Genomic DNA, 14546 nt, shown 5'->3' with positions numbered 1-14546 from the left:
AATCTATGAAAGCTCCCTATTTTGGGGTGTTAAGGTGTAGTTAAATAAGACTTTTTTAGGCTTTCGCTAAAGGGTATTATATGTTCTTTATTTCTTACTTTTGCGGCATAATTAAAAATAGGAGTTTTAATGTTATCAGTATCAAACCTTTCTGTTCAATTTGGTAAGCGCGTTCTTTTTGATGAAGTAAACGTGAAATTTGCCCACGGTAACTGCTATGGGATCATCGGTGCCAATGGAGCAGGGAAATCAACATTTTTAAAGATCCTTTCCGGAAAGCAGGATGCTACCGGGGGGCACGTTCATCTGGAGCCCGGAAAACGCATGTCTGTGCTGGAACAGGATCACTATGCCTGTGATGACTTTCCTGTGTTGGAGACTGTATTGAGAGGAAATAAGCCCTTGTTTGAGATCAAGCAGGAGATGGATGCCTTATATGCAGATTATTCTGATGAGAATGCAGAGCGGATCGGGGAGTTACAGGTGGCCTTTGAAGAGATGAATGGGTGGAATGCAGATAGCGATGCGGCTGCACTTTTATCTAACCTGGGTATTGCTGAAGAGCTTCATTATACCCAGATGAAAGACCTGGATAATAAGCTTAAGGTGAGAGTGCTTTTGGCACAGGCACTGTTTGGTAATCCTGATGTGCTGATCATGGATGAGCCTACCAACGACCTTGACTTTGAAACTATAAACTGGCTCGAAAACTTCCTGGCTAATTACGAAAATACCGTTATTGTGGTTTCTCACGACCGTCACTTCCTTGATGCCGTGTGTACCCATATCGCGGATATTGATTTCGGAAAGATCAACCTGTTTAGCGGTAACTATACTTTCTGGTATGAGAGTAGTCAGCTGGCTGCAAGACAGCGTGCACAGCAGAATAAGAAAGCAGAGGAAAAGGCAAAAGAACTCCAGGAATTTATTCAGCGATTTTCAGCTAACGTTGCCAAAAGTAAGCAGGCAACCTCCAGAAAGAAGATGCTGGAAAAGCTAAAAGTAGATGATATCAAGCCTTCGAGCCGCAGATATCCTGCCATTATTTTTGAAAGAGAACGCGAGGCAGGAGATCAAATACTGAATGTAGAAGGACTTACCGCTTCTTTAGACGGTGAGCTGCTTTTCAAAGATGTGCATATCAACCTTGCAAAAGGCGACAAGGTGGCTGTTATATCAAGAGACTCAAGGGCTACAACAGCTTTCTATGAGATCATAAACGACCGAATGAAAGCCGATGCCGGTACCTATCAATGGGGAGTAACCACCAACCAGGCGTACTTACCGGTAGATAATTCAGAATTCTTTGATAACGATCTTAATTTGGTTGATTGGTTACGTCAATGGGCTAAAACCGAGGAGGAACGTGAAGAGGTTCATATCAGAGGTTTTCTTGGTAAAATGTTGTTCAGCGGAGAAGAGGCTTTAAAAAATTGCAGGGTACTCTCAGGAGGAGAAAAAGTACGTTGTATGCTAAGCCGTATGATGATGATCAGGGCTAACGTGCTTATGCTTGATGAGCCAACGAACCACCTTGACCTGGAAAGCATCACCGCCTTTAACAACTCCTTGAAAAAATATCCCGGCACTGTCATGTTAACCACGCATGATCACGAATTTGCACAAACCGTGGCGAATCGCATCATTGAACTTACACCTAACGGTGCTATAGATCGCTACCTGAGCTTTGACGATTATATGACTGATAAATCGATCAGAGAGCAACGTGACAAAATGTATGCTGTAGAAGTTTAAGAGATTCTTTCTAGTGTAAATAATAAATAAGCCTTTTCTTATTCTTAAGAGAAGGCTTTTTTATGGTTGAGGGTATCTTTGCCCTTACTCCTGCGGTAAATTGTCGAGTTCGTGCTGTAGATTTTCCAGAACTGCCCGGCTTTTCTCTAACTCATCTTTGTGAACAAACACCTGGATCTGGTTAAACACAGCAGGTGCAAAGCCGGCCACACGACCTGACTCAGATTCATTTCTGGTAACGGGTATAATATCAAATTTCTTTAAATGCTCTTTGAGCAGGATCACCTTTACCTCACTTCCTGTAAATAGATGTTCGTATGATGCTTCACTCATGATCAAACAGTTGTTTTGTGTTCATGACGCCCGAAGCAAGCAGCTGTCAGGCGTTAAAGTATTTACTGTTCCAGATAGCTGTATTGAAATTTTTTCCAAGGGCAAATCCATAGAAAATAACGATACTGCCTATCATTTTGAACATAAACATGAATAGCAGCCAAAAACTGGCTGAATCATCCTGGTTCGTAAACAAGCCCATAGGCATGAGCATGGTTAGCAGGTAGCTCACCATTAGTATGGTAAGGGTCAGATTCATGAGGTTTCTGAAAGGGAGTACCAAAAGTCTTCTCATCGGATGAAGATCATTCCCCCATTTATGTATCAGGTAATAATAACCGTTACCTATCGGGGCCATCAGCAAAGGATCATCAGCATTTTCCAATTTAAATAATTTCGAAGGTGCAATGATCTTGAACCCCTTCAACTGGGTGTTGTGTTGCTTTTCCAGACTTTTAATCTCTATCAGTGCTTCGGCAGGAATTTTACCCTTAAAATAACGCGTGGATAAAAATCGAAGACGGTAATCAATACAAATGGTTTTGATCTGGTCAAGATGATACACCCTATCCATGTCGAGCTTTGAAATTACAAAGTCATTGAAGCTATCATCTTGCCCCCCGGTAAGCTCTGCGGTTATCTGATCTTCTTTCTGTTGTTCTTTCTGAAGGATGAACTGGACCTGTTGGAGGATGTTTCTTTCGGCATTGATGCGGTTACGATACGCCCGCAATTTTTCTTCTACATTCGTCTTTTTCAGCATCACTTTCTTTTTTACCAATTTCACAGCTTTTCAAAAATAAGCAAATAGAATGTTGGTTACAAGAGAGTTAGCTCAGAATAGAAGGGAGTATTTGTTAAAATTGAAGACAGAGTTCAAAAAATTAACACAAAAAAACGGGCCTGTCAAAAAAACAGGCCCGTTAGTGGAATTATCTTAAGGTAGCTCCAAACTGCTTTTCAAAAGAGTTTTGAAGCTTTTTCATAACCTTATCTATTTGTTTGTCGGTCAATGTTTTTTGGTCATCGGCGAGGGTGAAGCTCAGGGCATATGACTTTTTGCCTTCCGGCAGGGTGTTACCCTGGTAGACATCAAAAAGGTTCACTGCTTTTAAAAGCTTTTTCTCTGCCTGCATCGCCGTCTGATGTAATTCACCAAAGGTGGTGGCTTCATCCAGCAAGAGGGCAAGATCTCTTCTTACTTCAGGGAATTTGGGTATTTCTCTGAATTGCACACCTTTCTTGTTGATAAGCATCAGAACATTGTCCCAGTTGAAATCTGCATAAAAAACGGGCTGCTTTATATCCATGGCCTTTGTTATTTTACGCGCTACCAATCCGAAAGAAACCACTGGTATCTTTCCGGCAAAATAGGTAAGACCCTCGCTGTAGATATCGCTGTTTACAGGCTTTACTTTTAGATTGTTAATGCCCAAGCGTTCTAATAAACCTTCAACGGTACCTTTCAAATAAAAGAAGTCTGTGGGACCCGACTTGGTATTCCATGTTTCAGGATGGCGATCGCCTGTAACCAAAAGGGTTAAATGCTTGAATTCTTCCCTCTTATCGTTGAATCGGAAATACGTTTTTCCAAACTCAAAAAGCTGGAGGTTATCGTTCTTCCTGTTTATGTTGTAACTCAGTGCTTCCAGCCCGCTAAAAAGCATGCTTTGACGTAGAACAGATAATTCATTACTTAAAGGATTAATGATCTTAACCTGCTGTTCTTTATTCAGCGTATCAGTAAGCTCCGTATACTTTGGAGTGGTCAATGAATTAGCAAGAATCTCATAATACCCTTGTGAAGCCAGTAAATTTCCGATAACATCACTTACTTTGTGGTCTTCGAACCTGGAAGTTGGCGCAACAGAGGCATTGAACTTCTGTGTTGAATGAATATTGTTGTAGCCGTATACCCTGAGGATCTCCTCAATAACATCTACTTCTCTTTGAACATCTACACGGTATGACGGAATGGTAAGTCCGATGCCCGTTTCAGTTACATTGTTGATCTTTATCTCAAGAGAGGTAAGGATCGATTTAATGGTCTCTGTCGGGATCTCCTGTCCGATAAGGCTGTAGATCTTTTCAAAGGTCAGGAATACCTGGAAATCTTCGAATTTCACCGGGTAGATATCCTCAACATCACTGGAGATATGACCTCCGGCAATATCTTTGATCATCAGTGCAGCTCTCATCAACGCATATTTTGTGGTATTGATGTCGATACCTCTTTCAAACCTGAAGGAGGCATCGGTATTTAAACCATGGCGTTTGGCTGTTTTTCTCACCGAAACCGGATCAAAGTAGGCACTTTCAAGAAATACCTGGGTGGTATTTTCTGTAACTCCTGAATGAAGCCCTCCGAAGACTCCGGCGATGCATAAAGGTTTGCTTTGGTCGCAGATCATAAGATCATCTTCGCTTAATTCCCTTTCAACCTCATCAAGGGTTACGAATTTAGTTCCTGCCTTCAGGGTTTTAACTTCGATCTTATTTCCCTCTATTTTGACGGCATCAAAAGCGTGAAGGGGCTGCCCGAGCTCGTGCAGTACATAATTGGTAATATCAACCACATTGTTCTTAGGTGCAATACCAATAGCAAGTAATCTGTTCTTTAACCAATCGGGCGATTCAGTGACCTTTACCCCGGAGATGGTTACCCCGCAATAACGCGGACAAAGTTCTTTGTCTTTAACATCTACATCTATGCGCAGGGTTCTGTTGTCTACATGAAAACTGCTCACCGACGGGGTAATTAGTTCCATGTGAGTACCTTGTTGAAGGAGGCCTGCCCTCAGGTCACGGGCCACCCCGTAATGACTCATGGCATCTGCCCTGTTAGGGGTTAGGCCTATCTCAAAAACCTGGTCGTTTTCAATTTCAAAGATGTCTGCACAGGGGGTTCCCGGCTCCAGAGCTTGATCGAGTACCATGATACCATCATGACTTTCACCGAGCCCGAGCTCATCTTCAGCACAGATCATTCCCATGGAGACTTCGCCGCGAATTTTCCCTTTTTTGATCTGCCATGGCTCTCCGGAGGCATCATAAAGAGTAGTGCCAACGGTTGCTACGGGAACCTTTTGACCTTTGTCTACGTTAGGTGCCCCACATACGATCTGTACAGGCTCTCCATTTCCAAGATCAACCTTGGTAAGCTTAAGACGGTCTGCATTAGGGTGTTGCTCACATTCCAGAACATGACCTACAACGATGCCTTTTAGGCCACCTTTAACAGTTTCAAAAGATTCTATCCCTTCAACTTCCAGGCCGAGATCAGTCAGCAATTCTCCTGCTTTATCGCTTGGAAGATCAGTATTGATAAATTGTTTTAACCAGTTGTATGATATTTTCATGCTTTCGATTATAGATGCTCGGCAAAGATAACAATACAGCAATAATTTCCGACTTTCAAAGAAGGCTTTATACGGAGTTTTAGCAGCCTGTTGAAAAGAATTTCAGATTTACCCTTTGAGTGGCAATGTATCAGTGTTTTACCCGTAGCTATTGGGTTAGGAAATGTAATTCCAGATATTTTTATGTTTGGCCATTTGTTGGTAAGTATGCCGTATGCGGGCATTCTTTTCTTCTTTGAGCCCGGGGTCTTCTTTCAGAGTTTTAATGGCGTAATATCGTGCTGCTTTTAAAATGTCATTATCTTTCACGATGTCGGCGATCTTTAGGTTAAGAACTCCGCTTTGCTGGGTTCCCATAAGATCTCCGGGGCCACGGAGCTTTAAGTCGACCTCGGCGATCTCAAAGCCATCGTTGGTTGCGCACATGGTTTCCAGACGGGTCTTACTGTCATTAGATAATTTATGCCCCGTCATAAGTATACAGAAGCTTTGCTCGGCTCCACGGCCTACACGTCCCCTTAGCTGATGCAGTTGAGAGAGTCCGAAACGCTCTGCGCTCTCAATGACCATTACCGAAGCATTGGGTACATTAACGCCTACCTCTATGACCGTTGTAGCCACCATGATCTGCGTTTCGCCTCTTACAAACCGATCCATTTCATAGTCTTTGTCTTCTGCCTTCATCCTGCCGTGAACAATGGAGATCTGGTAATCCGGTTTTGGAAATTCCCGTTCTATACTTTCATAACCATCCATCAGGTCTTTGTAATCCAGCTTTTCACTTTCTTCAATAAGTGGATAAACCATATAAACCTGGCGTCCCTTTTTTATTTCGTCTCTGATAAATGCAAATACCTTAAGTCGATTATTGTCGTACCGATGGACTGTTCTGATAGGTTTTCTTCCCGGTGGCAATTCATCGATCACAGAAATATCCAGATCGCCGTATAAGCTCATTGCAAGTGTTCTTGGTATAGGGGTGGCAGTCATAACCAGAATATGAGGCGGCAGGGTGTTCTTATGCCAGAGCTTGGAGCGCTGGGCAACCCCGAAACGGTGTTGTTCGTCAATGATGGCCAGGCCGAGATTATTGAATTTAACCTTGTCTTCCAATACGGCATGAGTGCCTACCAAAATATCTAATTCACCATTTTCGAGCATCTGATGGAGCTCATTGCGCTCTGACCTTGGGGTAGACCCGGTTAATAGCCTGATGCTTACCTCCATGTTTGCCAGTAATTCCTTTAACCCATTATAGTGCTGCTGGGCCAGGATCTCTGTTGGAGCAACCAGGCAGGCCTGGTATTGGTTGTCTATAGCAAGAAGCATGCTCATCAAGGCTACAATGGTTTTTCCGGAACCTACATCTCCCTGCAGCAACCTGTTCATCTGAGCCGGACTTCCCATATCATTTCTGATCTCTTTTAACACCCTTTTCTGGGCACCTGTAAGGTTGAAAGGAAGATGATCATTGTAGAATTCCGTAAAGAATTTACCGACAGATTCAAACGGATGACCTTTGATCTTCTTCTTATTGCTCATATTCCTGGCGATAAGCTGAAGTTGTATGTAAAACAATTCTTCAAACTTAAGACGGTATTGTGCTTTGGCTAATTTTTCGGCATTCTTGGGAAAGTGGATATTGATCAGGGCTTCGCTTTTAGGCATCAGTTTAAGTTCATCCAAAAGCTCAGCCGAAAGGGTCTCGAAAAATCGTCCCCCCGTTTCTCGGAACAATTGCTGCATAAGCTTGTTAACCACCCGATTGGTAATTCCTTTATTACTGAGCTTTTCCGTTGATGGGTACACCGGCTGCATTCCTGCCTGAAGCCCTCTTTTATGCTCCTCCAGTAATTCCATTTCAGGATGGGCCATAGAAAACCCGTTGAACCAATTGGTCTTGCCAAAGATCACATAAGGACGGTTGATCTTCAGGCTTTCCCTGATCCACTTATGAGCCCTGAACCACACCAGTTCCATCTCTCCGGTCTCATCTCTGAAGGTGGCAACCAGTCGCTTTTTATTTTTGTGTTCTACTGTTTTCAAGTGGGTAACCTTACCAACGATCTGTACTTCAGCCGTGCTGCGCTGCAGTTCACTGATCTTGTAATACCGGGTTCGGTCGAGGTATCTGTTTGGAAAAAGATTAAGAAGATCCTGATAGGTGTGTATACCCAATTCCTGCCGCAAAAGGTCGGCCCGACCGGGGCCAACGCCTTTAAGGTAATCAATGGGGGTTTGCAGGAAGTTTGTTTTCACCATATCACGAATATAAAACTTTCATGGAAATCAAACTCCTTGTGCCCAACGTGGTTTACATATCATAGTAGAATATATTTGTTACATTGTTATACCTAACCTTTGTTATCCTGATCATATGACGCGATACATCACCATTATTTTAGGGCTGTTTCACTTTCTTGCCGGTGCACAACATACCGGAAAGGTCGATTTTACTGAGGGCGATATACATATAGAAATTACCCCGGAAAAAGGACTGATCGCGGGGAAGGTGGTTTACCGTTTTAAGGTGAGCGAACATACGGATACGATCTTGGTTTCAAGCAGAGCACTTCAGATAAGCGAAGTAACATGGAAGGGTGAACCTCTGAACTATCAGGCAAAAGGAAATAATTTGATGATCATTCACACTTTTGAAGAGGGTTTATATGAAGACCTGGTGATACAGTACAAGGCAAGCCCTGAGAAGGCGGTGTATTTTCCCGGCTTTACCACTACTTCCTTTTCAGAAGACCCGCCGGTAGTTCCCGGGGAGGGGGGAAAACAGGTTTGGACACAAGGACAGGGTAAATATACCTCTTCATGGGTACCCTCCTTTGATGATATGAATGAAAAAGTGATATATACCATGGAGATCTTGTTTCCTAAGGGGTATGAACTCTTAGCAAGCGGACAATTTCAAGGAAAGCAGGAGCTGGAAGATAAAACGTTGTGGAAGTATGCCCTGAAAAAACCGGTGAGCTCGTACCTGCTGGCTTTTGTGGGTGGTAACTACAGGAAAATGGAGGAGCGTTCTAAATCGGGAGTGCCCCTGGAAATGTATTATTACCCTTCGGATAGTGCCCGGGCAGAAACTACCTATGTTCACTCAGCAGAGATCTTTGATTTTTTGGAAAATGAGATCGGGGTGCCCTATCCATGGAAGGTATACCGCCAGGTACCGGTAAGAGACTTTCTATACGCCGGGATGGAGAACGTAACCCTCACCCTATTTTCTGATAGTTTTATTACTGACAGCATTGGGTTTTCTGACAAGAACTATGTGAATGTAAATGCCCATGAATTGGCTCATCATTGGTTTGGTAACTTAGTCACAGAAGAAAGTGGTAAACATCATTGGTTGCAGGAGGGTTTTGCCACCTATTATGCCTTGTTGGCGGAAAGAGAGTTGTTTGGAGAAGATTACTATTATTGGAAGCTTTACAACTCTGCAATACAGCTTATCAGGCTCTCTGAAGACGGTAAGGGTGAAGCCTTGCTGGATCCTCATGCCGGGAGTCTTACCTTTTATGAAAAAGGAGCCTGGGCCCTGCATTCACTCAAGGAAAAGGTAGGGGTTAAGGCCTTTCGTTCGGGGGTAAAGGAAATGCTTACTACCTATGGTTTTAAAAATATACATACCGGGATCTTTCTTGAAACGCTTTCCAAACATACCAATGCCGATCTTGAAGAGTTTCGCAGCCAATGGTTAGAAGCTCCTGAATTTCCGGAAGAGGAGGCGGTAAGAAGTCTTAAAAGAAACAAGTTTATCAGGAAGTATATAGAGGTTCACGAAGATGATGCTTCACCGGTAGTGGTATACAATGAGTATAGGAATCTTTTAAAGGAGCCGCTGTACTTTCCTCTGAAGCAAATGCTGTTAGAACGCGCCTCAGCATGGCCTGAAAAACTTAGAGACTCTTTCTGGCTGGAAGCACTAAGGTCTGATGATCTGTACATAAGACAAGGAGTGGCCATGGCGGCTGATACGATACCTTCTTCATTGAAAAAGTCTTTTGAAAATTTACTGGACGACCGGAGTTATGTGACCATACAGGAGGCACTCATGAAGTTATGGTTGGCGTTTCCTGATGAGCGATACGGCTATTTGGAACGAACCAAAGATTTAAAGGGGTTCGAAGATCGTTCTTTGCGGATTCTTTGGCTTGGACTAGCCTTATTTGCTCCGGAGTATGAAGAAGATTCCCTGCGGTTTTTTGAGGAGCTTCAGTCGTATACAGGACCCGGCTGGCAATTCGAGACCCGGCAGCACGCCTTTGAAATGTTGTTTGAAATAGGAGGAGTAACCAAAAGATCACTTTTAAACCTGTTGCAGGGACTTGATCATCCGGCCTGGCAGTTCTCACGCTTTTGCAGAACGATGTTCGACAGGTTGGTATTGAAGCCGGAGGTAAGAATTCAGTTGCGTACGATCATGCCTGAACTAGATCCCGCCCTTGCCGATCGGTTAAGAAGTAAACTGGATAGTATCAAACTTGAAAGCCATTAATAGCGCAGCAAATGAGAGCACTGGTAATTTCAGGAGGAGGGAGTAAGGGGGCTTTTGCCGGAGGCGTAGCTCAATATCTTATAGAAGATCTTAAAAAAGAATACGACCTGTTTATCGGCACCTCTACAGGCAGTCTCCTGGTAAATCATTTGGCGCTGAAAAAGGTTGATAAGATCAAGAAGGTATACACCTCGGTGACCAATGACGATATTTTCAGTGTTTGTCCCTTTGTGGTCAGAAAAAAACACGGAGTAGAACAGATCGCGATTAATCACCTGAATGTTTTGCGAAATTTTGCCAGGGGCAGTAATACCTTCGGAGAAAGTTATCAACTCAAAAACCTGTTGCATAATTCATTTACCCGCGAAGAATTTACCAGCTTAAAGAACTCACCGCAAGATATCATTGTAACCGTATCGAACCTCTCTTTAAATCAGGTAGAATATAAATCTATCAAGGATTTTGATTACGATACCTTTATTGACTGGATATGGATTTCCTGTAACTACACCCCTTTTATGACCCTGGCCAGGCGCAATGGCTGTGAATATGCCGATGGGGGCATGGGTTGTATGGTACCTATAGAGGAGGCTGTGAAACGCGGCGCAACTGAGATCGATGCTATTATTCTGCGAACCGAGGTTACCCAATTAAACCGTCTGCCCTCCAGAAATCCGTTTGAACTGCTCACGCATATGTTTTCCTTTATGCTTGATCGCATTGAAAATCAAAATGTAAGAATCGGTAAATATGTGGCAGGACATCATAATGATATCATAAATTTCTATTATACCCCAACGGTATTGACTACGAATTCTCTTATCTTTAACCAAGAACGTATGGCATCCTGGTGGGAGCGTGGCTATGAATATGCCCGTCTTCGTGGCCAGCAAACCAGTCAACTGGATATTATATGAAAGCCTTAGTAATTAGCGGTGGAGGCAGTAAAGGAGCCTTTGCCGGAGGCGTTGCTCAATACCTCATCGAGGAAAAACAACGCAAATACGACCTGTACCTGGGGACCTCTACAGGAAGTTTATTAATACCCCACCTCGCCCTGAATCACCTGGAGAAGGTCTACAGAATGTATACCTCGGTCAACCAGCGGTCTATATTCAGTAACAATCCCTTTGTTACTAAAAAGCGCGGAGACCAGGAATATGTAGCCATAAATCACCTGAACGTGATCTGGCAATTGATCAAGGGGAAGCGTACGTTCGGTGAAAGTAAAAATCTTCGGAAAAATATCCGTCGTTATCTTCCCGAAAGTGAATTTGAGCAGATCAAAACCTCCGGTAAAGATGTGGTGGTAACCGTGTCTAACCTCTCAATGAACAGGGTGGAATACAAGTCGATCATGGACTTTGGTTATGATGATTTTTGCGACTGGATCTGGATGAGTTGTAATTATGTGCCCTTTATGTCGTTGGCCAAGAAAAACGGTTATGAATATGCCGATGGCGGACTGGGGTGTGTAATTCCCATCAGGGAGGCTATCAGAAGGGGAGCTACCGAGGTTGATGCCATTATCCTGGAGACTGAGGATAACGAGCGATCTCAGGTACTGGGTAAAAATCCTTTTTCATTAATGGTAAACCTCTATTCTTTTGTGCTTGATCAGCTGGAATCGCATGACATTGTTGAAGGAAGGCTTGCAGCCATGAATAAAGACGTTAAGCTAAATACCTATTTCACCCCAACCAGGCTTACAGAAAACTCCCTGTATTTTAATAAAAAACTAATGTCGAACTGGTGGACTCAGGGTATAAATTACGCCGCAGAGCGCTCCAGGTTATTAGAAAGAAGCCACGCCAAAAAGATCAATCTCGCGGGGTAGACATGTTACCACATTTCGCCAACCTCTTTTTTGATGAACGACAGCCCTGCGTTTGAAGGAGCCTGTTTTTCCAGTAGCTCGTTCAAAACGTTTTCCCGTAATGAATTGGCGGTATCAGATTCAACAGCCACTTTTCTGATCATTTGAATGGTAGCATTCTTAGAGGCCTTGATCACATTCCAACATTCATCTGAGATATAGATCTGTTGAGATATATTGTGGTCGAACTCATTTTCTATGGTCGTGATAAGGGCTGCTAAATAACTGTCTTTATCTGCCGTTTTGGGCGGAATTCGTATCAAGAGTTTAGAAGGGTTGATGCGCTCTAAAAACAAAGCCATTCGCTCATAGGCCTGCAATCGTAAGGGGAGGGCATTTTTTTGGTTTTCCCTGTGCAGTAAAAAACGCCTTCTTCCATCTTCATTTTTGGTGTGGAGGTTGAAAAAATAGTAGGCTATTAATCCTGTTATAATGGCAGGTAACAGGTAAAATAAAAGTTCAATGATCTTTGATTCGTCCATGGTTGTTTTTAGCGTTTAAACTTATAAAAAATTTCGGGATTAGGATGCCCTGATTTACTTCATTGAGAAGAGGAATAACCATTTTCTGACCTGATCAAAGAGAGCCTGGTCATTCCTCTTTTGCTGAGATAATCGGAGATAACAGCATCCTTAGCTTTGACCGGCAGCTCCCAGATAGTCTTGTACAATACTGATAAATGCTTTGACTCCTGTGATCATCCCGCTGTCATCCACATAGAAATCAGGTGTATGATGCGGAAAATGGGCATCGGGAGCTGTACCGGAAGGTTTTCCGCCGATAACAAAGTAAAAACCGGGTATTTCCTTTGCGAAAAACGAAAAGTCCTCGGCCCCTGTGGTGGCTTTCTCCAGGTGTACCTTATCTTCTCCCGCAACCTTGATGAGTGAGGGCAATGTTTTTTGGGTGAGCTCAGGGTCATTGTAGGTTATTGGATATCCCGCGTCTATTTCAATAGTAGCTTCGGCATTATACGCTTTTGCAATAGCGGGCACCATTTCTTTCATTCGGCGGTTGATCTTGGCCTGCATATCGTAATCGAGGGTTCTGATGGTTCCGATCATTTCAACACTTTCCGGAATGATGTTGCTTCTTACTCCTCCGGTGATCTTACCGACCGAGACCACTGCTGCTTCTTTGGTGAGCTCCATTTCTCTACTTATCAGCGTCTGTAAACCGTTAATGATCTGAGCAGAAACCACAATGGGGTCTACTCCGTTCCAGGGAGCAGATCCATGGGTTTGTTTCCCTTTTACATTCACAACGAATCGTTGTGAAGCTGCCATGGTACCTCCCGGCTTATAACCAATGTGGCCAACAGGAGTATCAGAAGAAATATGTAAGCCGAAAATAGCTTCTACGTCTGGATTTTTGAGAACCCCTTCTTGTACCATTACCTTGGCACCACCTTCTTCTCCCGGAGGTGCTCCTTCTTCCGCCGGCTGAAAAATAAATTTAATTGTGCCGGCAAAATCATTGTTTTTAGATAGAACCTCAGCAACACCCATAAGAATGGCAATATGGGTGTCATGACCACAGGCGTGCATCACACCCGTTTCTTTGCCTAAAAAGGTGGTGGTTACTGTCGATTTAAAGGGTACATCTGTACGCTCGGTAACAGGGAGGGCATCAATATCGGCCCTCAGGGCGATCGTTTTTCCGGGAGTCTTGCCTTTCAGAATGCCTACAACGCCTGTTTTTGCAATGCCCGTTTGAACTTCCAGGCCAAGCGATTCCAGGTGCTCAGCGATCTTTGCTGCCGTATTGTATTCTCTGTTTGATAATTCCGGGTTCTGGTGAAAATGATGCCTCCAGGCAATTACTTTTTCTTCTATCGCAGCAATATCAGCATCGATACTGCTTTGAGCCTGTACAACTGTAAAGCCTGAAAGCAGGATGAATGCAAGGGTTGGTAGGGTAGTTTTCATAGTTATAAAGTGTTTAAGCTGAGTATTGTTTTTATAAATGGTTGCTTTGGTGTTGTTTCCAATTATTGATGTTTATAACGCTATCATAGAAAAGTAAACTTTCTTTACTGACATCATTTAAAATGAATAAGTCGGTAGCCTTCGTTTTGCAGGTGCACTAAAGCTGTCATGGCCGATAGTGCCATTTGTACCCCGGGAATTGATTTTTCCAGGTTTACCCCATGATAGGCCGACGACTGCCCGCACAAAACCAGTTCGACCCCTTCATCAAGCAGGGCTTGGATCAACTCGGTATTTGGGTTGTCTACCCCAAATTCTTTATTATAGAACTCAGACGACAACATATCTTTTACTGCACTTCCATGGATCACCATGGCTACCTTAAGGTGTTCTTTCTTGTATTCGTTCTGCAAGTGCAGGTTCATATACCGTGCTGCTGTCTCAATACTGGGGTTTACCCGTGAGGAATCTTTAAGTTTTCTGCTCACATCAAAAACGGCCTTCATGTCGGTAGCCTTATCCATGCGAAAACTTGCATCGGGCACCGGGTACACCGGACCATAGTCTTTAAAAAGAGGGCCTTTACTGGTTTGTAGCTGGGCGAATGAATGTGTGATGAAACAGGTAAATAAAAAAGAGAAGAGCAGTAGGTTTTTGTTCATGTTATGTTGAATTTTCCCTAAATATAGAATAATCCTGATGATGTTTATAAATTTTCAATTTGCAAGACCTCTTTTCGGCAGGTTATGGTTAAATTGTCGCGATTTAAGAAAGGGGGTGAACCC

The 14546-nt window shown here is 43.3% G+C and carries 11 protein-coding genes; 4 read left to right on the top strand and 7 right to left on the bottom strand.

The window, feature by feature from the left end:
• The first annotated feature begins 129 nt into the window (after nt 1-129).
• On the top strand, nt 130-1755 hold the full coding sequence (locus E7Z59_RS10005) for an ABC-F family ATP-binding cassette domain-containing protein (protein ID WP_136336176.1): 1626 nt from the start codon (nt 130-132) through the stop codon (nt 1753-1755).
• Between the two features lie 84 nt (nt 1756-1839).
• On the opposite strand, the gene E7Z59_RS10000 is transcribed toward E7Z59_RS10005, so the two are convergent.
• From E7Z59_RS10000 to recG, 4 genes are all read right to left on the bottom strand, one after another.
• Nucleotides 1840-2088: a DUF2007 domain-containing protein gene (locus E7Z59_RS10000; protein ID WP_136336175.1), complete on the bottom strand. Its 249-nt coding sequence runs from the start codon at nt 2086-2088 to the stop codon at nt 1840-1842.
• Between the two features lie 46 nt (nt 2089-2134).
• A complete protein-coding gene (locus E7Z59_RS09995) occupies nt 2135-2851 on the bottom strand; it encodes a hypothetical protein (protein ID WP_136336174.1) in 717 nt (238 codons plus the stop codon).
• A gap of 169 nt (nt 2852-3020) precedes the next feature.
• Nucleotides 3021-5447: a phenylalanine--tRNA ligase subunit beta gene (gene pheT, locus E7Z59_RS09990; RefSeq protein WP_136336173.1), complete on the bottom strand. Its 2427-nt coding sequence runs from the start codon at nt 5445-5447 to the stop codon at nt 3021-3023.
• A 156-nt stretch (nt 5448-5603) separates the two neighbouring features.
• Complete coding sequence (gene recG / locus E7Z59_RS09985; RefSeq protein WP_394346653.1) at nt 5604-7709, bottom strand: ATP-dependent DNA helicase RecG; 2106 nt, start codon at nt 7707-7709, stop codon at nt 5604-5606.
• A 115-nt stretch (nt 7710-7824) separates the two neighbouring features.
• Between recG and E7Z59_RS09980 the strand changes: the two genes are divergently transcribed.
• The 3 genes from E7Z59_RS09980 to E7Z59_RS09970 are packed head-to-tail and all read left to right on the top strand — an operon-like array spanning nt 7825 to nt 11794.
• Nucleotides 7825-9957 (top strand): M1 family metallopeptidase, encoded by a 2133-nt coding sequence (locus E7Z59_RS09980; RefSeq protein ID WP_136336172.1) that lies wholly within the window; start codon nt 7825-7827, stop codon nt 9955-9957.
• An 11-nt stretch (nt 9958-9968) separates the two neighbouring features.
• Entirely contained in the window at nt 9969-10874 is a 906-nt protein-coding gene (locus E7Z59_RS09975; RefSeq protein ID WP_136336171.1) for a patatin-like phospholipase family protein, read from the top strand.
• Nucleotides 10871-11794 (top strand): patatin-like phospholipase family protein, encoded by a 924-nt coding sequence (locus E7Z59_RS09970; protein ID WP_136336170.1) that lies wholly within the window; start codon nt 10871-10873, stop codon nt 11792-11794. Before E7Z59_RS09975 ends, E7Z59_RS09970 begins: the two co-directional genes overlap by 4 nt.
• 5 nt (nt 11795-11799) lie before the next feature.
• Here the strand turns inward: E7Z59_RS09970 and E7Z59_RS09965 are convergent, their stop codons facing one another.
• The 3 genes from E7Z59_RS09965 to E7Z59_RS09955 all read right to left on the bottom strand — a co-directional run bounded on the left by E7Z59_RS09965 (nt 11800) and on the right by E7Z59_RS09955 (nt 14423).
• The gene (locus tag E7Z59_RS09965; protein WP_136336169.1) at nt 11800-12315 is read right to left on the bottom strand and encodes a DUF7935 family protein; all 516 of its coding nucleotides are present in this window, start codon (nt 12313-12315) and stop codon (nt 11800-11802) included.
• A gap of 150 nt (nt 12316-12465) precedes the next feature.
• Nucleotides 12466-13761 (bottom strand): amidohydrolase, encoded by a 1296-nt coding sequence (locus E7Z59_RS09960; protein ID WP_136336168.1) that lies wholly within the window; start codon nt 13759-13761, stop codon nt 12466-12468.
• Between the two features lie 113 nt (nt 13762-13874).
• Nucleotides 13875-14423, bottom strand: coding sequence for a DsrE family protein (locus E7Z59_RS09955; RefSeq protein WP_136336167.1), 549 nt, complete (start codon nt 14421-14423; stop codon nt 13875-13877).
• Nucleotides 14424-14546 lie beyond the last annotated feature (123 nt).

The organism is Robertkochia marina, from assembly GCF_004799345.1.
Taxonomy (GTDB): Bacteria; Bacteroidota; Bacteroidia; order Flavobacteriales; family Flavobacteriaceae; genus Robertkochia; species Robertkochia marina.
This window is presented reverse-complemented; position numbering and strand designations above follow the sequence as displayed.